At 61.6% G+C, this 18919-nt stretch carries 15 protein-coding genes and 1 tRNA gene; 5 read left to right on the top strand and 11 right to left on the bottom strand.

Going from position 1 to position 18919, the window contains the following annotated elements:
• Positions 1 to 4: 4 nt before the first annotated feature.
• The 9 genes from AB7532_RS02220 to AB7532_RS02180 all read right to left on the bottom strand — a co-directional run bounded on the left by AB7532_RS02220 (position 5) and on the right by AB7532_RS02180 (position 12552).
• On the bottom strand, positions 5 to 598 hold the full coding sequence (locus tag AB7532_RS02220; RefSeq protein WP_441233204.1) for a GDYXXLXY domain-containing protein: 594 nt from the start codon (positions 596 to 598) through the stop codon (positions 5 to 7).
• Positions 595 to 1866: a DUF2157 domain-containing protein gene (locus tag AB7532_RS02215; RefSeq protein WP_441233203.1), complete on the bottom strand. Its 1272-nt coding sequence runs from the start codon at positions 1864 to 1866 to the stop codon at positions 595 to 597. Before AB7532_RS02215 ends, AB7532_RS02220 begins: the two co-directional genes overlap by 4 nt.
• Positions 1867 to 2224: 358 nt before the next feature.
• Positions 2225 to 2560 carry a 3'-5' exonuclease gene (locus AB7532_RS02210; protein WP_441233202.1) on the bottom strand — a complete coding sequence of 112 codons (336 nt, stop codon included), beginning with the start codon at positions 2558 to 2560 and terminating at the stop codon, positions 2225 to 2227.
• 29 nt (positions 2561 to 2589) lie between these two features.
• Complete coding sequence (locus AB7532_RS02205) at positions 2590 to 3543, bottom strand: IS481 family transposase (RefSeq protein ID WP_441232939.1); 954 nt, start codon at positions 3541 to 3543, stop codon at positions 2590 to 2592.
• Between the two features lie 49 nt (positions 3544 to 3592).
• Complete coding sequence (locus tag AB7532_RS02200; protein WP_441233201.1) at positions 3593 to 5329, bottom strand: UvrD-helicase domain-containing protein; 1737 nt, start codon at positions 5327 to 5329, stop codon at positions 3593 to 3595.
• A 34-nt stretch (positions 5330 to 5363) separates the two neighbouring features.
• Positions 5364 to 6386 (bottom strand): DUF3883 domain-containing protein, encoded by a 1023-nt coding sequence (locus AB7532_RS02195; RefSeq protein ID WP_441233200.1) that lies wholly within the window; start codon positions 6384 to 6386, stop codon positions 5364 to 5366.
• 13 nt (positions 6387 to 6399) lie between these two features.
• Positions 6400 to 9327, bottom strand: coding sequence for a site-specific DNA-methyltransferase (locus tag AB7532_RS02190; RefSeq protein ID WP_441233199.1), 2928 nt, complete (start codon positions 9325 to 9327; stop codon positions 6400 to 6402).
• Complete coding sequence (locus AB7532_RS02185; protein ID WP_441233198.1) at positions 9327 to 12323, bottom strand: BPTD_3080 family restriction endonuclease; 2997 nt, start codon at positions 12321 to 12323, stop codon at positions 9327 to 9329. Before AB7532_RS02185 ends, AB7532_RS02190 begins: the two co-directional genes overlap by 1 nt.
• Positions 12324 to 12462: 139 nt before the next feature.
• Positions 12463 to 12552: transfer RNA gene (locus AB7532_RS02180), tRNA-Ser, on the bottom strand.
• Positions 12553 to 12748: 196 nt separating this feature from the next.
• Here AB7532_RS02180 and AB7532_RS02175 point away from each other — a divergent pair.
• On the top strand, positions 12749 to 13612 hold the full coding sequence (locus AB7532_RS02175; protein ID WP_441233197.1) for an alpha/beta fold hydrolase: 864 nt from the start codon (positions 12749 to 12751) through the stop codon (positions 13610 to 13612).
• Between the two features lie 494 nt (positions 13613 to 14106).
• On the opposite strand, the gene AB7532_RS02170 is transcribed toward AB7532_RS02175, so the two are convergent.
• The gene (locus AB7532_RS02170; RefSeq protein ID WP_441233196.1) at positions 14107 to 15228 is read right to left on the bottom strand and encodes an ROK family protein; all 1122 of its coding nucleotides are present in this window, start codon (positions 15226 to 15228) and stop codon (positions 14107 to 14109) included.
• Positions 15229 to 15560: 332 nt separating this feature from the next.
• On the opposite strand from AB7532_RS02170, the gene rplU reads away from it, so the two are divergent.
• From rplU to AB7532_RS02155, 3 genes are all read left to right on the top strand, one after another.
• On the top strand, positions 15561 to 15950 hold the full coding sequence (gene rplU / locus AB7532_RS02165; RefSeq protein WP_441233195.1) for a 50S ribosomal protein L21: 390 nt from the start codon (positions 15561 to 15563) through the stop codon (positions 15948 to 15950).
• Between the two features lie 98 nt (positions 15951 to 16048).
• On the top strand, positions 16049 to 16318 hold the full coding sequence (gene rpmA / locus AB7532_RS02160; protein WP_441233194.1) for a 50S ribosomal protein L27: 270 nt from the start codon (positions 16049 to 16051) through the stop codon (positions 16316 to 16318).
• A gap of 155 nt (positions 16319 to 16473) precedes the next feature.
• Positions 16474 to 17067, top strand: coding sequence for a GNAT family N-acetyltransferase (locus tag AB7532_RS02155; RefSeq protein WP_441233193.1), 594 nt, complete (start codon positions 16474 to 16476; stop codon positions 17065 to 17067).
• A 173-nt stretch (positions 17068 to 17240) separates the two neighbouring features.
• Here AB7532_RS02155 and AB7532_RS02150 read toward each other — a convergent pair whose 3' ends face one another.
• Entirely contained in the window at positions 17241 to 18155 is a 915-nt protein-coding gene (locus AB7532_RS02150; RefSeq protein ID WP_441239171.1) for a DMT family transporter, read from the bottom strand.
• Positions 18156 to 18416: 261 nt separating this feature from the next.
• Between AB7532_RS02150 and AB7532_RS02145 the strand changes: the two genes are divergently transcribed.
• On the top strand, positions 18417 to 18896 hold the full coding sequence (locus AB7532_RS02145; RefSeq protein ID WP_441233192.1) for a MaoC family dehydratase: 480 nt from the start codon (positions 18417 to 18419) through the stop codon (positions 18894 to 18896).
• Positions 18897 to 18919: the final 23 nt, after the last annotated feature.

The raw sequence follows: 18919 nt of genomic DNA, 5'->3' as shown, positions 1-18919 counted from the left end.
ACTCCTAGTACAACGGCTCCTCATAGACCGGTTCGCCGTCGAGCAGCAGCCGCTTGATGGCGGCGCGGCCCGAGGGCAGCACGGCGGCGACGATGCGCACCTTCTGCTGGTTGCGGGCGTGCTCGAGCTTCCTGCCCTCGCCTTCCGGCACGAAATAGCTTTCGAGGCCGTATTTGATCGTGAGCTTGTCGCAGAAGGTCTGGCCGGAACCGCAGGAATAGCTGACGCGGCCGCGGATCAGGATTTCGGGCGCTGTGACCGCGACAGGCTCGACGGATACCGAGACGGCTTCGTAAAGCCCGCTGGCATTGGGCGCGAGCTTCACGAACACGACGGGCTTGCGCTCGGCGGCCGGTTGGCCTGCCAGCGCGCCTGCGGCCACTTGCGAAATGTCGTAGCGGAGCACGACATAATCGCCGCGCAGGAGATCGCGGGGATCGACCGGCTGCGTCTGCAAGGTCACCTCGCGCCCTTCGCGCAGGATCTGCATGCGATCGGCGACCATCAGGACCAGCAGCACGCATTGAAGCAGGACGGCGACGCCGAACAGCACGGCTTTCGGAATGCGTTGCCAGAATGTCGTAATGGATCCGATCATCGCCCGGCCCTCGGCAGCGCACGATTGAGCGCGGTTGCAAAGACGACGGCGATGAGGCCGGCCGCCGCGAGGAAGGCCGAGCGCCGCAGCAGCGAGCCCTTCACCGCCCAGGTGATCCCTGCGATGACACCGGCGATGCCAAGCCAGCCGGCAATGATGCGCGGACGGACATCGTCGAGCATGCCGGAGACGACGAGGCACAGCATGGCGCTGAGCAGCGCGGCATAGGCGAACCACGGCTCCTCTGCCGTGGACACCGGCCAGATCGGGGCCGCGACCAGCACGAGGCCGATCGAGCATGCCGCGAGGATTTCGCCCGCACGCCTGGTGATCGCGGCGGACGCGAGCGCGAGGATCACGCCCGCGGCCCCGCACAGGACCGCCCACAGCGGCTGTGCCGACACCGTGCTGGTGCGGAAGCGGATGATGTCGTCGACCGTCGTCACCTCCAGGAACGCGACGATGGCGAGCGAAAGCGCTCCATAGATCGACAGGACGCTCCCGAGCAGAACCGCCCGCGGCGAGCGCGTTGCGGCGATCGCGAGCCCGGCGCCGAACAGCAGCGCCGCACCGTTCGCGAGCACGAAGGATGGCTGGGCGCCATCGAGTTCGAAGCGGAGCGAGGTCGCGATCCACCACGGCAGCACCGCGACCGCGACGAGATGCGCCGCGATGCGGGAATTCCACGCGAGCGCGAGCGCGGCCGCGATCAGCCACACCGCCACGAACGGAAGATGCAGATGGTCAGGCGCATCATAGCTACGCATGCAGGTCCAGATGCAGGCGGCGACGAGACCGATCGCGAGCGCGCCGCGCGAGCCGGTCAGCAGCGCTGCGGCAAACGCCCCGATCGACCACAGCAGCATGCCGCCGGCGAAGTCGTCGCCCAGATGATACATCTGGCCGACCAGCGCGATGCCCGCGCCGAAGATGATCGCACCGATGCTGGCGCAGAGATCGGCAAGAACCGCGCGGCCGGACGTTGCGAACCACGCGCCCAAGCCGCCGGCGACGATCATGCCGGCCAACAGGATCGCGAACCGCAGCAGTCGCGCGATCTCGGTCCAGTGCGCCGCGACGAAGGCGAGGAACGCAGCCGCGATCAACAGGCCGCCGACGATGCCGACGACCACGGCGATGTTGATGCCCGGCGAGACCGGCGGCAGCACATTACGGATGGAGGCGGCAGCCATCGGCGCGATCACGCCATCGGCTTCCCATTGGGTGAGGTCAGCTTCGAGGCGCTGGCGGTAGGTCTTGTCGAACATTGTGGTGGATCACGTGGCTCTCAGGCCGGGGGCGGGACCTTGCTAAGTCGGATCGCAGCGGGTGCAGGTTCAACCTGCCGCCGCTCTGCGAGGGCCTTTCACGACCGGACAACAAGAAAATATCGAAAACAACCCCATGCACAGTAGACGGCAGCTGTTAGATCAATGACTTACGTGGATGCAACGCGCACGGAGCGACCGACGCGGCTGCCTAGCTTCCAGACGCCCTTCGCGGTCCGCTAAAAGCCGCGATCGTAGGCTCGGCGAGCTTCGGATGACGTCGCTCGTCGTTTGACTCGTCGGGCAAAACAGGGGCATAATGCCAAAATTCCGAAATACCTGTTCGCCGCCTGATCAGTCATTCTGTATTGCCACCAGTCGCGTCCAGATCAGCCAAATATTCGGAAACCGGTGTCACTCCCGTAAGCAGCAGGTGTTCACGCGCCCGAGTGCACGCGACGTAGAGAAGGCGCCTTTCGGTTTCATAGATGTCGTCGAGTTCTGCCTCGTCCGCGGCATCAGCGATGCGCTCGTCGAGCGGCAGGACGCCTTCGTCGCACGCCATTACGGCTACGGCGCGAAACTCCAAACCCTTGGCCAGGCTCATTTGAGCAGTCACGATTTCGACTGCACTCGGCAACCCTTCGATAGCAGTCCGCGCGCGCACGACGAGTTCTGGGGTCCGGACAAACAAGCCGATTTCATGGGCTGCGATTCCGTCGCCTAGCTGTGGAATCTCAGGAGGTCGTCCATCGGTAGGCCGAGGCGGCTGATGGGTGGTTTGGCTTGCAGACTGCCGTGCGGGCGATGCCAGTTGTAGTGATGAAGCCAGATTGGCAGGTTTTTGGCGCGCTGATCTGAGGTGTCGTAGGCCCGAGCATAAGCCCACTCACGGAGCACTGTCTGGATGAAGCGCTCGGCCTTGCCGTTTGTTTGCGGTCTGTAGGGCCTGGTGAAGATGTGCTTGAGGCCGAGCTTGCTGCACGCTCTGGCAAAGGCCTTGGCGCGGTAGCAGGAGCCGTTGTCGGTCATGATGCCGGTGACCTTCATGCCGAGGCTGCGGTAGTAGGTGACGGCCTCCTTGAGGAAGGCGATGGCGCTCTCCTTTTTTTGATCTTGCCGGATCTGGGAGAAGGCCAGGCGCGATGCATCGTCGATGGCAACGTGGACGAACTCGTGGCCGGCGCCACGGCTTTCGCCCATCTGGCGATCGTGTGTGATGCGGTGGCCTGGTCTGACGAACCTGCCGAGCTTCTTGATGTCGATATGGATGAGTTCGCCGGGCTGCTCGCGTTCGTACCTGCGCACCGGTTCGGCGGGCTCCAGATCGCGTATCCGGCTTAATCCCAAGTGACGAAGGATGCGGCTGACAGTGGCCGGCGACACCTTAACCTCGGCTGCGATCTGCTTGCCGGTGTGGCGCTGCCGGCGCAACGTCTCGACGGCGGCGCGCGTGGCTGGCGGGGTTTGGCTTGGCGATGAAAGAGGCCTCGAGGAGCGATCCCGCAACCCTTCGACACCCTCCGCGCGGAACCGCTTGACCCATTTGGCAACGGTCTTCGCTGTCGTGTTGAACTGGTGGGCCGCGTCGGCTGGGCTCAGCCCGCCCTCGACGACGCTGCGCACCATCGCCTCTCGACCTTTGGGCGTCAAAGGCGCATTCTTGTGGACGTTCATCTGGTCTTTCCTTGGAATACTGAAGCTTCGCAACCTCAGCTTCCTCGGTTCAGACCAGATGGACAACCTCCTGAGAGACCAAACCTAGCCAGCCTTCGATCGCCTGTCGGATCGCTTCTGCCTCTGCTGCGATGGTGGCGAAGGATTTGACCTCGGGCGGGGGACCATCGAACACCGAAATGATTCCACGGCGCTCATCGTCCAGGCCGTCGCTATCGCGCAGGACCGTAGGCAAGAGGCGATCGGCAGCGCGACGAATCTGTTGCGAGGTGCGGTAGCAGACCTTGAGGGTGTGCGATCGGCCTCGCACATCGACACCAAGGCTCGCCCAAGAAAAAGGATGCTGGAAGATGCGCTGACCGATATCGCCGGACAAGAACAGGCCGTTCGGTCCTGTCGGCGCCAGCGCTGCGAAAAACCGCAACTCTGCAGGGGCCAGGTCCTGAGCCTCGTCAATAACAACATGTTCGAACGGCTTTGACGCGCGGCCTTCAAGAGCTCTCGCCAAATCGGTAAAAACATTTGCCCAAGTCGTATAGCGCTCAGTCGCCAGCGCCTCGCGGACCGCCGCGAAGACGGGCCACAGGCGGGCGCGCTGATTAGGGCCAAGCCTGCTCTTGCGGCCTATTCGTTCGACGGTCGAATAGGCATCCAGCGATGCCAGCCCCCAGGCGTCGACGACGTTGGTCCACTCGGACAGCAGGAAGCGCTCTGAAAAGCCCTTGAGAGAGGTCGCGGCAGAGGCGGCGCGCAGCCGCTCGCGCAGGATGGCGTCGGATGCAATGCGAGGGCGGACGCCGTGCTCAAGCTGATACATCTGCTCGGCGATCCCGCGAAACGACGACGTCGTGATCCGGGGCACGACGCCGCCTGTCTCAGGCGCGAGGACCAGGAGTTTTTTCGCCAAGGCATCGGCCAAAGGCTGCGAAAAGCTCGCCAAGAGTATTTTTGCGGCTGGGTTTTCGCGGGCGAGGCGCACCGCGCGATGGATTGCGACGATAGTCTTGCCGGTGCCCGCCGATCCCGCCACGCGGGCCGGCCCCGCGAAGGAGCGCTCGACCAGCGAACGTTGCGACGGATGGAGGAAGACGCCCCATTTCTCCCACGGAAAGGCAAGCGCCAGTTCCAGCTCGTCCTGATCCGCGATCAGCCGAACGCGGCGCAGCGCATCGGGATGCCTGAAGGGATCAGCCGTCGGCGGAGCCGGCGGCGCCAGCTTTCCAGTCGCAGCGAATTCGAGCAAGGCCTCGGAGGCCTCGGCGGGAAGATGGGCCGCCAGCGTGAAGAAACCGTCTTCATCGGCCGCGCGGACATCGGCCAGCCAATCAACGGGCACACCGACCGAGAGAAGCGCATTGTCGTCCAATGACGAAAACAACGCGGGCTTGATCGCGTCGTTCTTGGCCGGCTCGGGAAACACAAAATCGAACGTCGCCGGCGGCGCGACCTCCGCCACCTGCTCGCGAACTTCAACGATCTGGATCGCGCCGGTCCGGGGATGCGCCTCGATCCGCCGGCGCTCCGCCCAAGCATAGGCGGCGTCGTGGTGGTCGACGTAAGCGACGAGCAAGCTTTCGCTCGTTTTATGGACGATCAGCCGGATATCGCGATTGACCCGCGCCGACCAGAAATTCGGGTCCTTGCTCTTGTCGATCCGATGCAGCTGGAGACCATTGCCGGTGCGGTCCATTTGCAGGTCGAAGACGCTCGCTTTTACCGCCTTCTGATCGATACCGGAAAGCCGATTGAACGACGCGGTGAAGGTGTCGGCAATGAGGAAGTCCACCGATAATCGCGACACTTGGATCTTTCAGAATTTCTCAAACAAGGACCTTGTATGAGACAGCGGACGCCGCAAGGCGACCGTCGTCGATCTCTCCAGCGGGGTTTACAATGTTCCTGACTGAAGCCGATTTAAGGGCATTCGACACGCACGCGATCCTATACTTTTGGGACAGCCTTCGTGCCTGTCTGAGTTCGTTTTCTGTCAAATAGAAACTCTTTAAGACGCCTGATGATGACTTAACTTCAATAAACTCGGAATCACCAGTATTTTTGAAACTCTTAATGTCATATCCTACGTACGGTTGCCTTTGGCTTACCCAATCAACATTTTTAGCTAGATCAGATCTTCCAGCCGCCCTCAGTCTTGCCCGCTCCTGCTCCAGTACAAATGCTTCACCGACCCGGCCAATTTCCATCTTCTTTAGAGCTAGCTCAACCTGCTGTTGATAGCTCAACTTTTGCTTCGATCCAAAAGCCGCAAGTTCTTCTATCGCATCGGAAAGCGAGTCGTCGACGTGGACCAAGGGTGTCTGTCTCAGACCGCTTCCGTGCAGCAAAGAAAATTCGGCCAAATAATTGCCAACAAAGCGGGGCTTAAAATAGACTTGGTATTCTTTCAAAAATAGAGTTTGCCGGTCATTTGGAAATAGAAAAAAATCCATTGATCTCAGGCGATCAAGTGCGGGCAAATAAACAAAAGTAGATGCATTGTGACTTGATCCGCCAAACTGCAAGCGGCGTGGATCTAACCCTATCATATTTCGCCCTTGCCGATCGATTCCTATCACAAGATCTGAAAACCCCGGGAGGGCCACTAGATTCCCCCCTGCGTATGTCGACGTGATCTCGATACGTCGTTCGAGAGCGTTACTTCTCCCGCTTCCTCCGACAGCAAACAACAGTATCCTGTACCGGTAGGTTGTGTTGTCCTTTTCGAAGGTTATGGTGAGCCTACTTCCTGTGAGTCTTTGCACCTCATAATTATTCAAACCTGATGATGCGACAGACTCGATGAAGAAGTCAGAATAGTTAGCATTGCTAAGTGGACCGAGTGCCATCGGACGCCCCCTCCTAAACCCCGAACACCTTCATAACCTCGTCGCCGAAATGATTGATCACCTTTACCGCAATGCGGCGGCCAGCTGGCCGCGCAAACGGGCGCGAGGTGTCGGAATAGAGCGTCGCCCAGGCGTCCTCGTCGATCTCGGCCTGCAGCGCTACCTTCAGGCTCTTGTATGGATCATTGGCGCCCAGGAAATAGGCGTGGCGAACGAAGAAGCTTTCTTCGTTGTAGTCGGTGTCAATGAACCACGCGGCGATGCCCTTGGTGTCGTTGGAGCGGATATCACCGGTGTTGGGATCGAACACGTCGACGCCGTTCACCTTCACCCGAATCTCGGGTCCGCCGTCGTCCAAGATTACCACGTCCGGCTCGCCGAACACGACGAACATGTTGCCGCGCCCGGTATTCTTTAGTTCCTCCGACATGTGCATGTCGGGATTAATACGCGCCTTCAGAATCTTGAGGCTACCCAGACTGTCAAGCTCGGAGGAATGGGCATCGAAATTGAAGGCGCAGGCGATTAGCACGTCGAAGCGCGCATCGACCGCCTCGCGCGCGCCTGCGACGATGTCTTGCCGCCCTACAGTCCCATATTCGGGACCGATCAGGATCGCGGCGCGACGCTCGGGACCATCCTCGCCTTCGATGAAGGTGCCGCTGGCGCCGATGAAATTACCCGGCCACGGTGTCAGGCTCTCGAACGTGATGCGGTCGCCCTTGTCCTGCTGCTTGACGCCTTCGGATTTGAGGTAGTCCATCACGATGGCCGCAAAATCGTGCCCCGCGAGGTCCGCATCGGCGACGGAACGCTTGCCCTCAGCGGCGTCGAGCAGGTCAATCAGTTCCTCCTCGCTCGCGGGCAACACGCGATGAGGCGACAGGCTCTCCACCGTGAAGGGTCCTGCGACGCGGACTCGGGCATTGTCGATGTAAGGCTTATCATAAAGGTATTCGACATCGGCACGAGCGGCGATGCTGGCGTCGATCTCGCGCTGGCGGGCAGTCCACGCTTCCCACCACTTAGCGTGCGGTTCGGCAGCGGCGGCGGAAGTTTTGGCGGGCAGTTCACGCGGGATCTGCCAATCCTCCCAATTGTTCTTGGTCGCTTTGTTGATCGCGGCGCGCAGCGGCTCAAGCACCCTTTGCCATTTGTCCGATATGTCGTCGATCAAAGGATTGTTTGCGATCGATTTCAGTGTGACGTGCGGCACGCGCTCGTAGACGAATCCCTGACGAATATCGTTTTGGACGGACGCGTCAGGCAGCGCACGCTGCTGGAGATCGGCCTCCCTTGCGCGGCCCTCGCGGCTATCGGCAAGCAGATACCAAGGATAGCGCGCCGCCATCAGGCGCGTTCGCGCCAGCGCCAACGCGACGCGGCTAGTGTCGACGGTGATCCAACGCCTGCCCCATTGCTCGGCGACATAAGCCGTCGTGCCAGAACCGCAGGTGGGATCTAGAACCAGATCGCCGGGGTCGCTCGCCATTAGAATACAGCGTTGCACGAGATCCGTATTGGTCTGGACGACGTAGACCGGCGCATTCTGTCCCAGAAAGCCATCCCACAGATTGCCAATAGCCGTTAGGCTGCTTTCATGTAAATATCTCAAATGTCTGAGAGAATTCCCAATAGCTATTATTCGACCCGACCTAAGCGCGCGCTCTAGCTGAGGCTTGGGGGTGCCCCACCATCGTGTTCCCGAATTGAACTTTCTGCCTAAGTATTCCAACTCATACTTGGCGCCTGGGCCAGGTTTTGTGAGAGAAACGTCCTGTCCAAAGAATGACGATTCCGGTAGCGGAGCGCCATCTCTCTCAGCCTCGCTGCGGCGCCGGCGTTCTCCCGATGGTAAGACAATCCACGTAAAATTAGGGTCGTTGCCGTCATTCTTCAGCGTGAAAAGCTGTCGGTATTTTACGGCCCCAGCACTATGTGCGTACCATATGATGTAGTCTAACCTGGCTGGCATTCTGCCACTTGCCGAGAGGCCCGCGGCACCCTTCGTAATCGCAATGAGCGACAAGAAGTTCTCCGCTCCAAATACTTCATCCATGACCGCTCGTACACGGTGTACATTTTCGTCCCCAATCTGTACGAAAATCGAGCCGCTCTCAGTAAGCAGATCGCGCATGACCATCATGCGATCGCGCAGATAGGTGAGGTAGCTGTGAATCCCGTCCTTCCAGGTGTCACGGAACGCCTTGACCTGTTCGGGCTCGCGACTGATGTCAATTTGCTTGCCGTCCTTGACATCGCGCGACTGGGTTGAGACCTGCCAGTTCGAGTTGAATCTGATACCGTAAGGCGGATCAAAGTATATGCACTGCACCTTGCCGCGCAGGCTTTCGCGCTCAGCGAGGCTCGCCATCACCTGCAATGAATCGCCGAGAATCATGCGGTTAGACCAATGCTGGTCGTGCTGATAGAATTCAGCGCGCTGGTCCGGCTCGATGCCATTGAAGTCGGCGAACAGATCTGGCGCGGCACTCTCCGCCTCGCGTTTCTCGGCCGTACGGCGCTTCAGATCGTCGATGATCGCCTTGGGGTGAATCTTCTCCTGAATGTAGAGCGGCGGCACGTTGACGACGAGGTCGGACCAGTCCTGCCTGTCCTTGCCGCGCCAGACCAGTTGCGCGTCCGACAGCGTCAGCGTACCGGTCTCGGCCAGCTCCTTCATCTGTTCCGGCGTGATGGTGATCTTCGCCCCGTTCCAGATCAGTTCGGGTGCGCGTGGCTCCTCCGCGGTGCGCGTCTTGCCTTCCGCCAGCGGTCGGGCGCGCGGATAATGCTTGGGCGGCATCGGCGAAGCATCCTCATCGCGGCGGAAAAAACTTTCCATCTCCGCCGTCGGAATATTGCGCCGGCTCGCGGCGTCATGCTTCAGCGCGTCGACCTGCTTGGATGATTTGTTGGGCGATTTCGGCGAACGGGCCATCAGGCTAGAACCTTTTTCAACAGTCGGTCGACCAGTGTGGCGAAATCCTCATCCATCGCCGCCCAGTCGCGAAATTCGGCGAACGCCCAGCGTCCAAAGCCACCGAGCGCATTGACGCCCGGCACCCACAGATCGCGAGTCGTCTGCGCTTTGGCCTTGTCGCTCTCGTCCCTGACGCCCTTGACTTCGAGGATCAGGTTCAGCGGTTCGTCTTCGCCGATATCGAGCCGGACGAGGAAATCGGGAACGTAGTGACGCATCACGCCTGCGTCGAGGTAGGGGATGTCGAAGCCCATCGCCTGGTTCTTGGCGTACGCGAGCACGCGGGGATTGTTTTCCAGAGTCAGCGCGAGTTGCTCTTCCCAGCTTGAGTCGAGGACGACATGGCTGATTTGGCACTTCGGCGGCTGTGCACCCGTCTTCCAGACCGGCTTCGAGGTGATGAAATTGACGAAGCGGGTCGACCCCTTGGGATTGTAGGGATCGAGCACCGCCAGGAGTCGGCCCTCGCTGCCACGCGTCAGCGCGATGTTGATCTTTTCCGCGGCACGGGCGAGCTGGTCCTGATACAGGATCGCCCCGATCGGCACGCCTCGCGTGACGAGATAACCCTCGTCGAGCCATCGTCGCGCGATCCGCTGTATCTGGGGAAAGAGGTGCTGTTTAGGAAAGCCCTCGTCGTCGAGGAATTGGCTGTAGAGGAGGTGCTTGGCCAGATTGAAACTGATCTCCGAGGGTCGCAATCGCTCCAGCACCTGCGGCGTGATCGTGACCCCCGCGCCGACGATGCCCTCCATCACCACGGAGGTCGGGCCGATGTCGAGTGGCGTGATCTCAAGACGGCTGTCGGCGGTGAACTTGGCTTCCAGCTTGTCCGACGGCAGGTCACGGCGATAACCGCTCACTCGGGGGAAAACGATTTCGAGCTCGCTCCTCTCCTTGATCGCATGGACTCGTGTGACAGGCTTCGGCGCGGTCGGGGTTGTCTTTTGCGGGGACGAGGCGAAGTCGAAGGGGATGCCCATGATGTCGGCATATTCGACGTCAAACAGTCCGGTCTTTGGATTGAGGTCGTAGGACTGGCGGCGCAGACCGCGGCCGATGACCTGTTCGCACAACAGCTGGGTGCCGAAGGCGCGAACGCCGAGAATGTGGGTCACGGTATTGGTGTCCCATCCTTCGGTCAGCATCGACACCGATACGACGCAGCGAATCTGTTCGCCAAGCCGGCCAACGCGGCCGACGGTGTTCATGACCTCGCGCAGCAGCTCGCTTTCGCTCTCTTCGCCCTGCGAGCCCGCGCCCTCGCGATTCCTGCGCTCGCGCCTGAACAGTTCAATCTCCGGGCCCGCAGCGTCGCGAAAACCCTTGTCCAGGGCATCACCGGATTCGATCTGGCGCGAGTCGATCAGGAGCGTGCGCGGACGGGCAAAGCGGCCGCCTTGATCATCGTAATTTCGAAACAGCTTCAGATGACCGGGCTGGAATCCCGCGCGTTCGCCCGCGTCAGTGTCGCCGCGCTCGAAACCGGCGATCCATTCGAACACCAGCTTGGAGATCGCAGTATTCTGGCACACGACGATGAAGACCGGCGGCACGCCGATGCCGGCGCGTTCCCAGCGGTCAAACTCGCCTTCGTAATGGCTGTAGAGCGCATTCAGCGCTGTTTGCAGCATGTTGGGCAGATGGAGGGAGCTCAACTTGCTGGCGCCTGCGGCCGTCTTCGGCAGGCTTTTGCCAATGTGCTTCCACAGATCGCGATAGACGACCGTATCGGTCTGCACCAGGTTGTCGGTAACCGGCACGCGCGGCAGCTTGACGATGCCGCTCTCGATGGCGTCCATCAGGCTGAAATCGGACACGACCCAGGGGAAAAGATAGCCTTCGGGATAACCCGAGCCGCGCAGGAAGAAGGGCGTGGCGGACAGGTCATAGACCGCCCGCACGCCCTTCGACAATTTCCGGCCCAGCGCCTCGATGCCGTTGATCCAGAGTCGCGCGGCTTCCTCGTTCTCGGCAGCCTCCTTCTTGTCGTCACCGGTCAAAGTGCCTTCGGCATCGTCGCCCACCTTGTGCCGGTAGCAATGATGCGCCTCGTCGTTGATGACGTTGACGCGATCGTAGTTCAGCAGCTTGCCGCACGCCCTAGCGAGCATCTCCGCATCGGTTTCGGTGGTCTTGATCGGTTCGGGCGCGTTGCCCTGGAGGAAGCTGCGCGCGACCTTTGGCAACGACAAGGTCTCGCGATGCTGAAATGCGTGATAGTTGGTGATCACGATCTCGGCGCGGCGGACTTCCGGCAGCATCTCCGGCGGCACGATCTCGCGGGTCTCGTAATAATTGTCCCGCTCGCTCGGCAACAGCACGCGCAAACGATCGCGAATGGTAATGCCAGGGACGATGATCAAGAAGGCGCGGGAGAAATCCTTCGAGTCCTTGCGGGCCGCATTCACCGACTGCCAGGCGATCAGCATGGCCATGACGGTCGTCTTGCCGCTGCCCGTCGCCATCTTCATGGCCAGACGGAACAGCTCCGGATTGGCTTCCGCGTTGGCCTTGGCCAACTGATCGAGCAGTCCCTTCGTCGCCGCACGTTTCGGCGCGACTTCCGTCAGCCAGATGATGGTTTCGACCGCTTCGACCTGGCAGAAGAACGGCGTGGGGCCATTGAATTGGTGATGGCGCCAGTGTTCGAGCAGCCGCTGGGTTACGCCGGTGACGCCCCAGTCGGCCGGATTGCGCAACTGGCGCCAGCTATCGAGATAGCCGCGAATTTCGTTGATCAGCGCGTTTTCCGTATAGGTTTCGAGATCAAGCGTCGGCTGATCGCTGGCCGCCTTCTTCCGCGAAGCCGGAACCGGCACGATAAAGCGAGACGGCCGGCGCCCACGCCTCGGCTCACCTTCGAGAGGCTGGCCATTGTCGTCGAGAGGATGGTGCAGTTCCGGCGCCCGGTACGGCGAGTTCAGAATCGGCCGATCGTAAAAGCTAGTCAATTTCCTTGGTCCGCCCCGAAATTATCACGGCCCAACATGATGCACCGCAAATTGAGCGCATAAGGGCTGCCTACCATACTGTAGGTTGAAGGCTACGGATGAGCCATGGGCAAAATGGATAAGGGACGCGTCGTCGTAATGGCGGAGAGGGGGGGATTCGAACCCCCGATAGGCTTGCACCTATGCCGCATTTCGAGTGCGGTACAATCAACCACTCTGCCACCTCTCCTAGGCGCCAAATCGGGGCGAGCCCCGTGGTTGGGGCGTTAATAGGCGAGGATGGCGGGCCAGACAAGGCGCGAAAGGGGAAAATCCGCCGCCTCTTTCAGCCCCGCACCAGCTGGATTCTTGTTTTGACGCGTTTTCTCGACGCGAACCGGGGTTCGCTTCGCTTGAAAACGCTTTAGTCTTCGGGAGGAACTGCCGTGGAGCACCTGACGATCTCGGCCAATGGCGCCGATTTCCACCTGGTTCGCGCTGGCAGCGGCAAACCGCTGCTTTTGCTGCATGGCTGGCCGGAATTCTGGCTGACCTGGGAGCCGGTCATGGCGCGGCTTTCGGACCGGTTCATGCTGATCGCGCCCGATCTGCGCGGCTTTGGCGACAGCGACAAGCCGGACGGGCCCTTTGGGCCGAACGGGCACACGGCGGACATGCTGGCGCTGATGGACGCGCTTCGTGTCGACCGATTCGGCGTGGTCGGCCATGACGTCGGCGGCGCGGTGATGCAGCCGCTGGCCCGGCAGGCGGGCGAGCGGATCGCCGGGCTGTTCTTCTTCGATTTCGTCTATCCCGGCATCGGGCCGCGGATGGCGGCGCCCGATCGGCTCAATCACATCTGGTATCAATCTTTCCAGCAGATGGAGATTGCGCCTGCGCTCGTCGGCGCGAGCCGCGAGAGCTGCCGGCTTTATATCGGGCACTTCCTGAAGGGATGGGCGCATCGCAAGAACGCGTTCGACGACGTGCTCGATGCCTTCGCCGACAATTTCCTCAAGGACGGCAATCTCGCCGGCGGCTTTGCGCATTATCGGGCGTCACATGCCGGGCGGGTCGCGATGATGAAGGGTGAGGCACTGCCGCTCGCGCCGATCGATGTGCCGACCTGCGTGCGCTGGGCCGAGCACGATCCGTTGTTTCCTTTTGGCTGGACCGACCGGCTGGGTGAGACCTTTACCGATCTCGATCTCGCGCTGTTTCCAGGCGTCGGACACTTTCCGCACCGGGAAGATCCCGATCGCGCGGCAAGCGAGATCGCGGCGTTCTTTCAGCGGATCGGCTGGAGCTGAACGCGCAGCGGAGCGAGCCGGCCGATCTCAGCCGCCGAACACGACCAGCGCCGTGAACAGAACCGGCAAGGCCCCCAGGCCAACCACGACGATGCGAAACATGAGATCGTTGCCCATGGCGGGCATCTTGGGCGCGAAGGGCGCGGCCGCCCAGTGCAATTTGTGCCACTACGATCCGGAGCACATCATTGGCGAGGGAGCGAAGCTCGCAAATGTGGGATGTGGGGTGGGACCGCCAGACGCGGTAAACACTGGCGGTCCCGTGCCGCTCATTAAAATACTGGCTGGGAAGGGCGGCTTCGCCGGCCAGGTGAGGCGACGGTTCGACCCTAGCGAGCAGCGCGTGCGCCGCAACGCAATCCGGTCCTTAACCTAACCAGTCAAGGTTACTCGGGAGCCGTTTCCGTTCCGGTCAACCGGAACGGGCTCCAGATCCTTCTTTTTAGCGCGTTTTCTTGACACGAACCGGTATCCACTTCGCTCGAAAACGCGATTTAGTCAGACTTAGCCTTTTTCTTGCCGTTCTCCGAAGAATCACGGTCTTTTCCGCTCTCCTTGCGGCGGTTGGTGAAGCGGGCATTGCCGAGCCCGGTGCCGATGGTGAGCACGCCCCAGCGATCGACATCCTGCATGAACGGCACCTCCGAGAGGCCCTGAACCACGCCGTCATTGTGCATCAGGATCGCGGTGTCGTGCTCGCCGATCTCCGGGATGCCGTCGATCAGGCTCGCCGGCAGGTTGAACTTGCTGCTCTCCCAATTGCCCGGCAGGTTCTGCGCACCCTTCTCGATCGACCCGTCCTCGTTGATCACGCCGGGACAGGCGATGCCGATGAAGGGAGCGAGCTTAAAGCCTTCTTTCTCGGCCTCGGTGATCAGCCCTTTCAGCATCTTGATGAGCCGCTTCACCGCGCCTTCGCGGGTCGGCTCGTCGTCGGCATGACGCCACAGCTCGGAACTCACGACCTTGGCCTTCGACAGGTCTTTCGCCTTCTTCCAGCCGGTGTCCACCAGGCCGCAGCGGATGTTGGTGCCGCCGATATCGACGGCAAGGATGCTGTCATGCGCCTCGAAGATCCACGACGGCGCGAGGTGCAGCGCGCCGATCAGGCCGGCTTCGTCAGGATGATGCTGGATCGGCACCATGTCGATCTTGAAGTCCTCCGCCTTGAGGATGATCTCGGTGCGCGCGATCGCAAGCTCGCCGAGCCTGGAATCGCGGAAGCCGCCACCGACCACGATGCGCTCGGTCTTGGCCCAGGCTTTTGTCTTCAGGAACCGCCGTGTGACATAGGCGAGCTCCTGGGCAAAATCCTCGATGGCGCTGTGCACCACCGCCCAGGCCTCGGCGTCGTCGCCGACCAGAATGGCGTCCAGCGTCTTCTTGCTGATCTCGTCCGACGGCTCCTTGCCGAACGGATCCTCACCCGATTTGCGCAGCGGCTTGCGCCAGCGCTCGAGGATTTCGCGGAACGCGCCCTTGCTGGCGCGGTCGCCGAGAAAACCGTCCTCGTCCTTCATCTCGATGTTGAAGCTGTCGATGTCCACCGACGGCAGACGCGCCGCGCCGTGGGTGGCGATGCCCGTCGTCGTCTTGACCAGTTCGTCCGTTGCCATGAAAAGCCCTTGCCCGTGTGCCAATTCGCGGGGACAACGGCGCGGGAACCCGGAAGTTGCAAGCCGACCGCAGATTCGCCGGACGGCCGGAAGGACGCCAAATCCTTCATATCCGGGCCGTTTTCGCCCGCTTTTCCTTGACTCTCGAGCGATGGCGGCTATAAGTCCCACAACCGGCGCGGGGCGTTTCTCGCGCCGCTTGTTTTTGCGTGGGTTTTCAAAGGGATAACTCCCGCCCGCACAAAACTCGCAATAAACCCATAGCGACTGACAAAAAGCCGGCCCGGACGATACCCGTCACGAGGCCGGGATTTGAACACGGAGAAAAAACGATGTTCGCAGTCATCAAAACCGGCGGCCGGCAATACCGCGTCGTTCCGGATGATGTTCTCGAAGTAGGCAAGATCGAAGGCGAAGTCGGCTCGATCATTCAGCTGAATGAAGTTCTGCTGGTCGGCGGCGACACGCCGGTCCTGGGCATTCCGACGGTGGCCGGTGCGTCCGTTGCGGTCGAGGTGCTCGACCACAAGCGCGGCCCTAAGGTCATCGCGTTCAAGAAGCGCCGCCGCAAGAATTCGCGCCGCAAGCGCGGCTATCGCGACGAGATCACGGTGCTTCGCATCTCCGAGATCCTGACGGACGGCGCCAAGCCCACCAAGGGCCCGCGTCCGAAGCGGGAAAAGGTGGCGAAGGAGCCGGCAAAGGAAGCCGACGCCGCATAAAATCGATCACGCGCATTCACGAATTGATGCGTGACAGATTTTGAAATGATTCCGTCAAGGAATTGACCTAGAACTACGCAGGATTTCGGAGACCATCCATGGCTCACAAAAAAGCAGGCGGCTCATCGCGCAACGGTCGCGATTCCAAAGGTAAGCGCCTCGGTATCAAGGCGTTCGGCGGGGAAGTTGTGATTCCCGGCAACATCATCGCGCGTCAGCGCGGCACCACCTGGCACCCCGGCCTTAATGTCGGCATGGGCACGGACCACACTTTGTTCGCCAAGATCGAGGGGCGCGTCACGTTCCAGGCCAAAACCAACGGCCGTACCTTCATCTCGGTACTCCCGCTCGCAGAGGCGGCCGAATAGACGGTGGACCAAATTTGGAGTCCGCCGGGTCCTTGACCGAACCGGCGGAGTCCAGAGATCGAAAAGATCGACGGCTCCAGGGGAGGCAGGGAAACCGGCCTCCCCTTTCGTTTGACTTGCTCACTTTTCACTTAGTGACTTTGACGGAGCCGGACATGTTGCAGGATTTCTCGAGCGCGACCTTGCGGGAGGCGAGACCCAGCGTCGTCGCCACCGAGCGGCTGACCTTGCGGCGGCCGACACTCGCCGACGTCAGGACCATCGCCCTCCTCGCCAACGACCGCCGCGTCGCTGAAAACACCCGCCGCCTGCCGCACCCCTATTCGCAGAGCGACGCCGTCGAATTCGTCCGTGCCACCGCCGCACTCGGCAACGAGACCGTGTTCCTGATCGAGCACGACAGCGGACCGGTCGGCATGGTCGGCATCGATTGCTCCACCCCAGGCAATGCCGAACTCGGCTACTGGCTCGGCGTCGAGCATTGGGGCCGGGGCTATGCGACCGAAGCCGCGCGCGGCGCGATCGACTTCTTCTTCGAGGAGTTCGAGGACGACCACCTCTATGCGGGTGCGCGCGTCACCAATCCGGCCTCGCGCAACGTGCTGGAGAAGTGCGGCTTCCAGTGGAGCGGCGTGCAGCTGCATCGCTTCCTGGCGCTGGGCTCGTCGACGCCGGTGGATTGCTTCCGCCTCTCGCGCGGCGTGTGGGCGTCGCTGAAGAGCTGGAGCAGTGCAAGGCGCGTGAGGTAGGCGCGGAAGCGCGGCCACACCCACAGCTGTCGTCCCCGCGAACGCGGGGACCCATAACCACAGGGAGCAGTTGTTGCGCGAAGCTTCCACTCCGAGCCTTCGCAAAACGACTCCCTGTGGGTATGGGTCCCGGGCTCGCGCCAGCGCGCCCCGGGACGACAGTGAGTGCGCGGTTACGCCGGCGGATTCACCTCGGCGCTCGGGCGGCCGAGATCGCGTTCGCGCAGATAGATATAGAACCCGGCGCCGATGATGATGGCGGCGCCGACGATGGTGGCGACCTCGGGCACGTCGCCGAATACGACGAAGCCGAATATCACGGCCCAGACGATCATCGAATATTGGTAGGGCACGACGACGCTCGCCGGCGCGAGCTTGAGCGAGCGGTTGACGCAGAACAGCGCGGTCACCGAAATGAGCCCGGCGGTCGCGAAGATCACGAGGCTGCCCGGCGTCGGCGGCACCCAGTTGAAGGCCGACAGCACCGCGCCCAGTGAAAACGTACCGACGAATTGCGACGACGCCATCACGATATCAGGCGTCTTGCGCAGGCTGCGCGTGATCAGCATCAGGGTTGCGAACGACAGGCTGCCGCCGAGTGCGATCAGTGCCGGCAGGCTGACCGTCTGCGCCGACGGCCGCAGCGCGATCAGCACACCGCAGAAGCCGACCAGGATCGCGGTCCAGCGCCGCCAGCCGACCTTCTCGCCCAGGAAGATCGCCGACATCGCGGTGACGAAAATGGGTCCGGCGAGATAATAGGTGATGACGTCGGCAAGCGGCAGATAGACGGTCGCGAGGAAGAAGGCGGCGACTTCCAGCGTCGACAGCACGACCCGAAACAGCTGCAGGCGCGGCCGCTCCAGATGCAGAAACGCATGCCGCTGCGTCCAGATCATCGGCGACAGCAGCAGCAGCGCCGCACAGGCACGCAGGAACAGCAGCTGCCCCACCGAATAAGTCCCGACCAGGAACTTGCCCATGGCATCGCCGAACGAGAACATGAAGATCGACAGCACCATCAGCGCGATGCCGGCCAGGCGCGCGGAGCGATCGTCATAGGCTGAGAGGTTCTTGAAGAGGGGCATTGCCACGAGTTGAGTTTGGGGCTCGTCATTGCGAGCGAAGCGAAGCAATCCAGACTGTCTTGACGGCGGCAGTCTGGATCGCTTCGTCGCTTCGCTCCTCGCAATGACGAGCGGAGAGAACGTCGGAAACCGGCGAATAGAGTCGCTTGCGGTCGTTTTAATGACGTGGGCAGCCGGGACAAGCCCGCTTCGCCGAATTGAACGGATTGTCGCACTCATCGCGGCGCGGTAGCGATAGGCGCCCGAACGAAAGAGCGTGACATGACCGACTTCGATCCCTCCCGGCACCGCATGATCCCCGCGCAACGCTGGTTTGAGGATTTCGTGGTCGGCGAGCGCTTCGTGATCCCGAGCCGCACCCAGACCAATGCGGTGTTCGCGGCGTTCCAGACCGCGAGCGGCGACACCCACCCCGTGCATTACGATGTGGAATATTGCCGCGCCCGTGGCATGCCGCATCTGCTGGCCCACGGCTTCCAGACCCTGATCCACACCGCGCCCGGCGCGGGCCTGTTTCCGTTCATGGTCGAGGACTCCCTGGTCGGCTTCCTCGAGCAGTCGAGCCGGTTCCTCAAACCCGTATTCGCCGACGACACCATCTACCCCGCGCTCGAGGTCACCGAGCTGGTGCCGGGCCGCACCACCGGCGCGGTCACGCTGAAAAGCACCGTGTTCAACCAGCGCAAGGAGCTGGTGCTGGAAGGGATGCAGAAATTCCTGATCCGGAAAAGGCCGGTCTAGCAAGGCCCCTCACGAGCCGAGCA

Origin of the sequence: Bradyrhizobium sp. 930_D9_N1_4 (genome assembly GCF_052076015.1) — a bacterium.
GTDB lineage: Bacteria > Pseudomonadota > Alphaproteobacteria > Rhizobiales > Xanthobacteraceae > Bradyrhizobium.
The sequence above is the reverse complement of the archived record's forward strand: the minus strand, read 5'-3'. Positions and strand labels throughout refer to the sequence as shown.

Bases quoted from the DNA above. Each gene is read 5' to 3' on its own strand.
- AB7532_RS02150 (WP_441239171.1), bottom strand. From the start codon at position 18,155: ATGCCCCTCTTCAAGAACCTCTCAGCCTATGACGATCGCTCCGCGCGC.
- AB7532_RS02220 (WP_441233204.1), bottom strand. From the start codon at position 598: ATGATCGGATCCATTACGACATTCTGGCAACGCATTCCGAAAGCCGTG.
- AB7532_RS02170 (WP_441233196.1), bottom strand. From the start codon at position 15,228: ATGGCAACGGACGAACTGGTCAAGACGACGACGGGCATCGCCACCCAC.
- AB7532_RS02205 (WP_441232939.1), bottom strand. From the start codon at position 3,543: ATGAACGTCCACAAGAATGCGCCTTTGACGCCCAAAGGTCGAGAGGCG.
- AB7532_RS02190 (WP_441233199.1), bottom strand. From the start codon at position 9,327: ATGGCCCGTTCGCCGAAATCGCCCAACAAATCATCCAAGCAGGTCGAC.
- AB7532_RS02145 (WP_441233192.1), top strand. From the start codon at position 18,417: ATGACCGACTTCGATCCCTCCCGGCACCGCATGATCCCCGCGCAACGC.
- AB7532_RS02155 (WP_441233193.1), top strand. From the start codon at position 16,474: ATGTTGCAGGATTTCTCGAGCGCGACCTTGCGGGAGGCGAGACCCAGC.
- AB7532_RS02195 (WP_441233200.1), bottom strand. From the start codon at position 6,386: ATGGCACTCGGTCCACTTAGCAATGCTAACTATTCTGACTTCTTCATC.
- AB7532_RS02215 (WP_441233203.1), bottom strand. From the start codon at position 1,866: ATGTTCGACAAGACCTACCGCCAGCGCCTCGAAGCTGACCTCACCCAA.
- rpmA (WP_441233194.1), top strand. From the start codon at position 16,049: ATGGCTCACAAAAAAGCAGGCGGCTCATCGCGCAACGGTCGCGATTCC.
- rplU (WP_441233195.1), top strand. From the start codon at position 15,561: ATGTTCGCAGTCATCAAAACCGGCGGCCGGCAATACCGCGTCGTTCCG.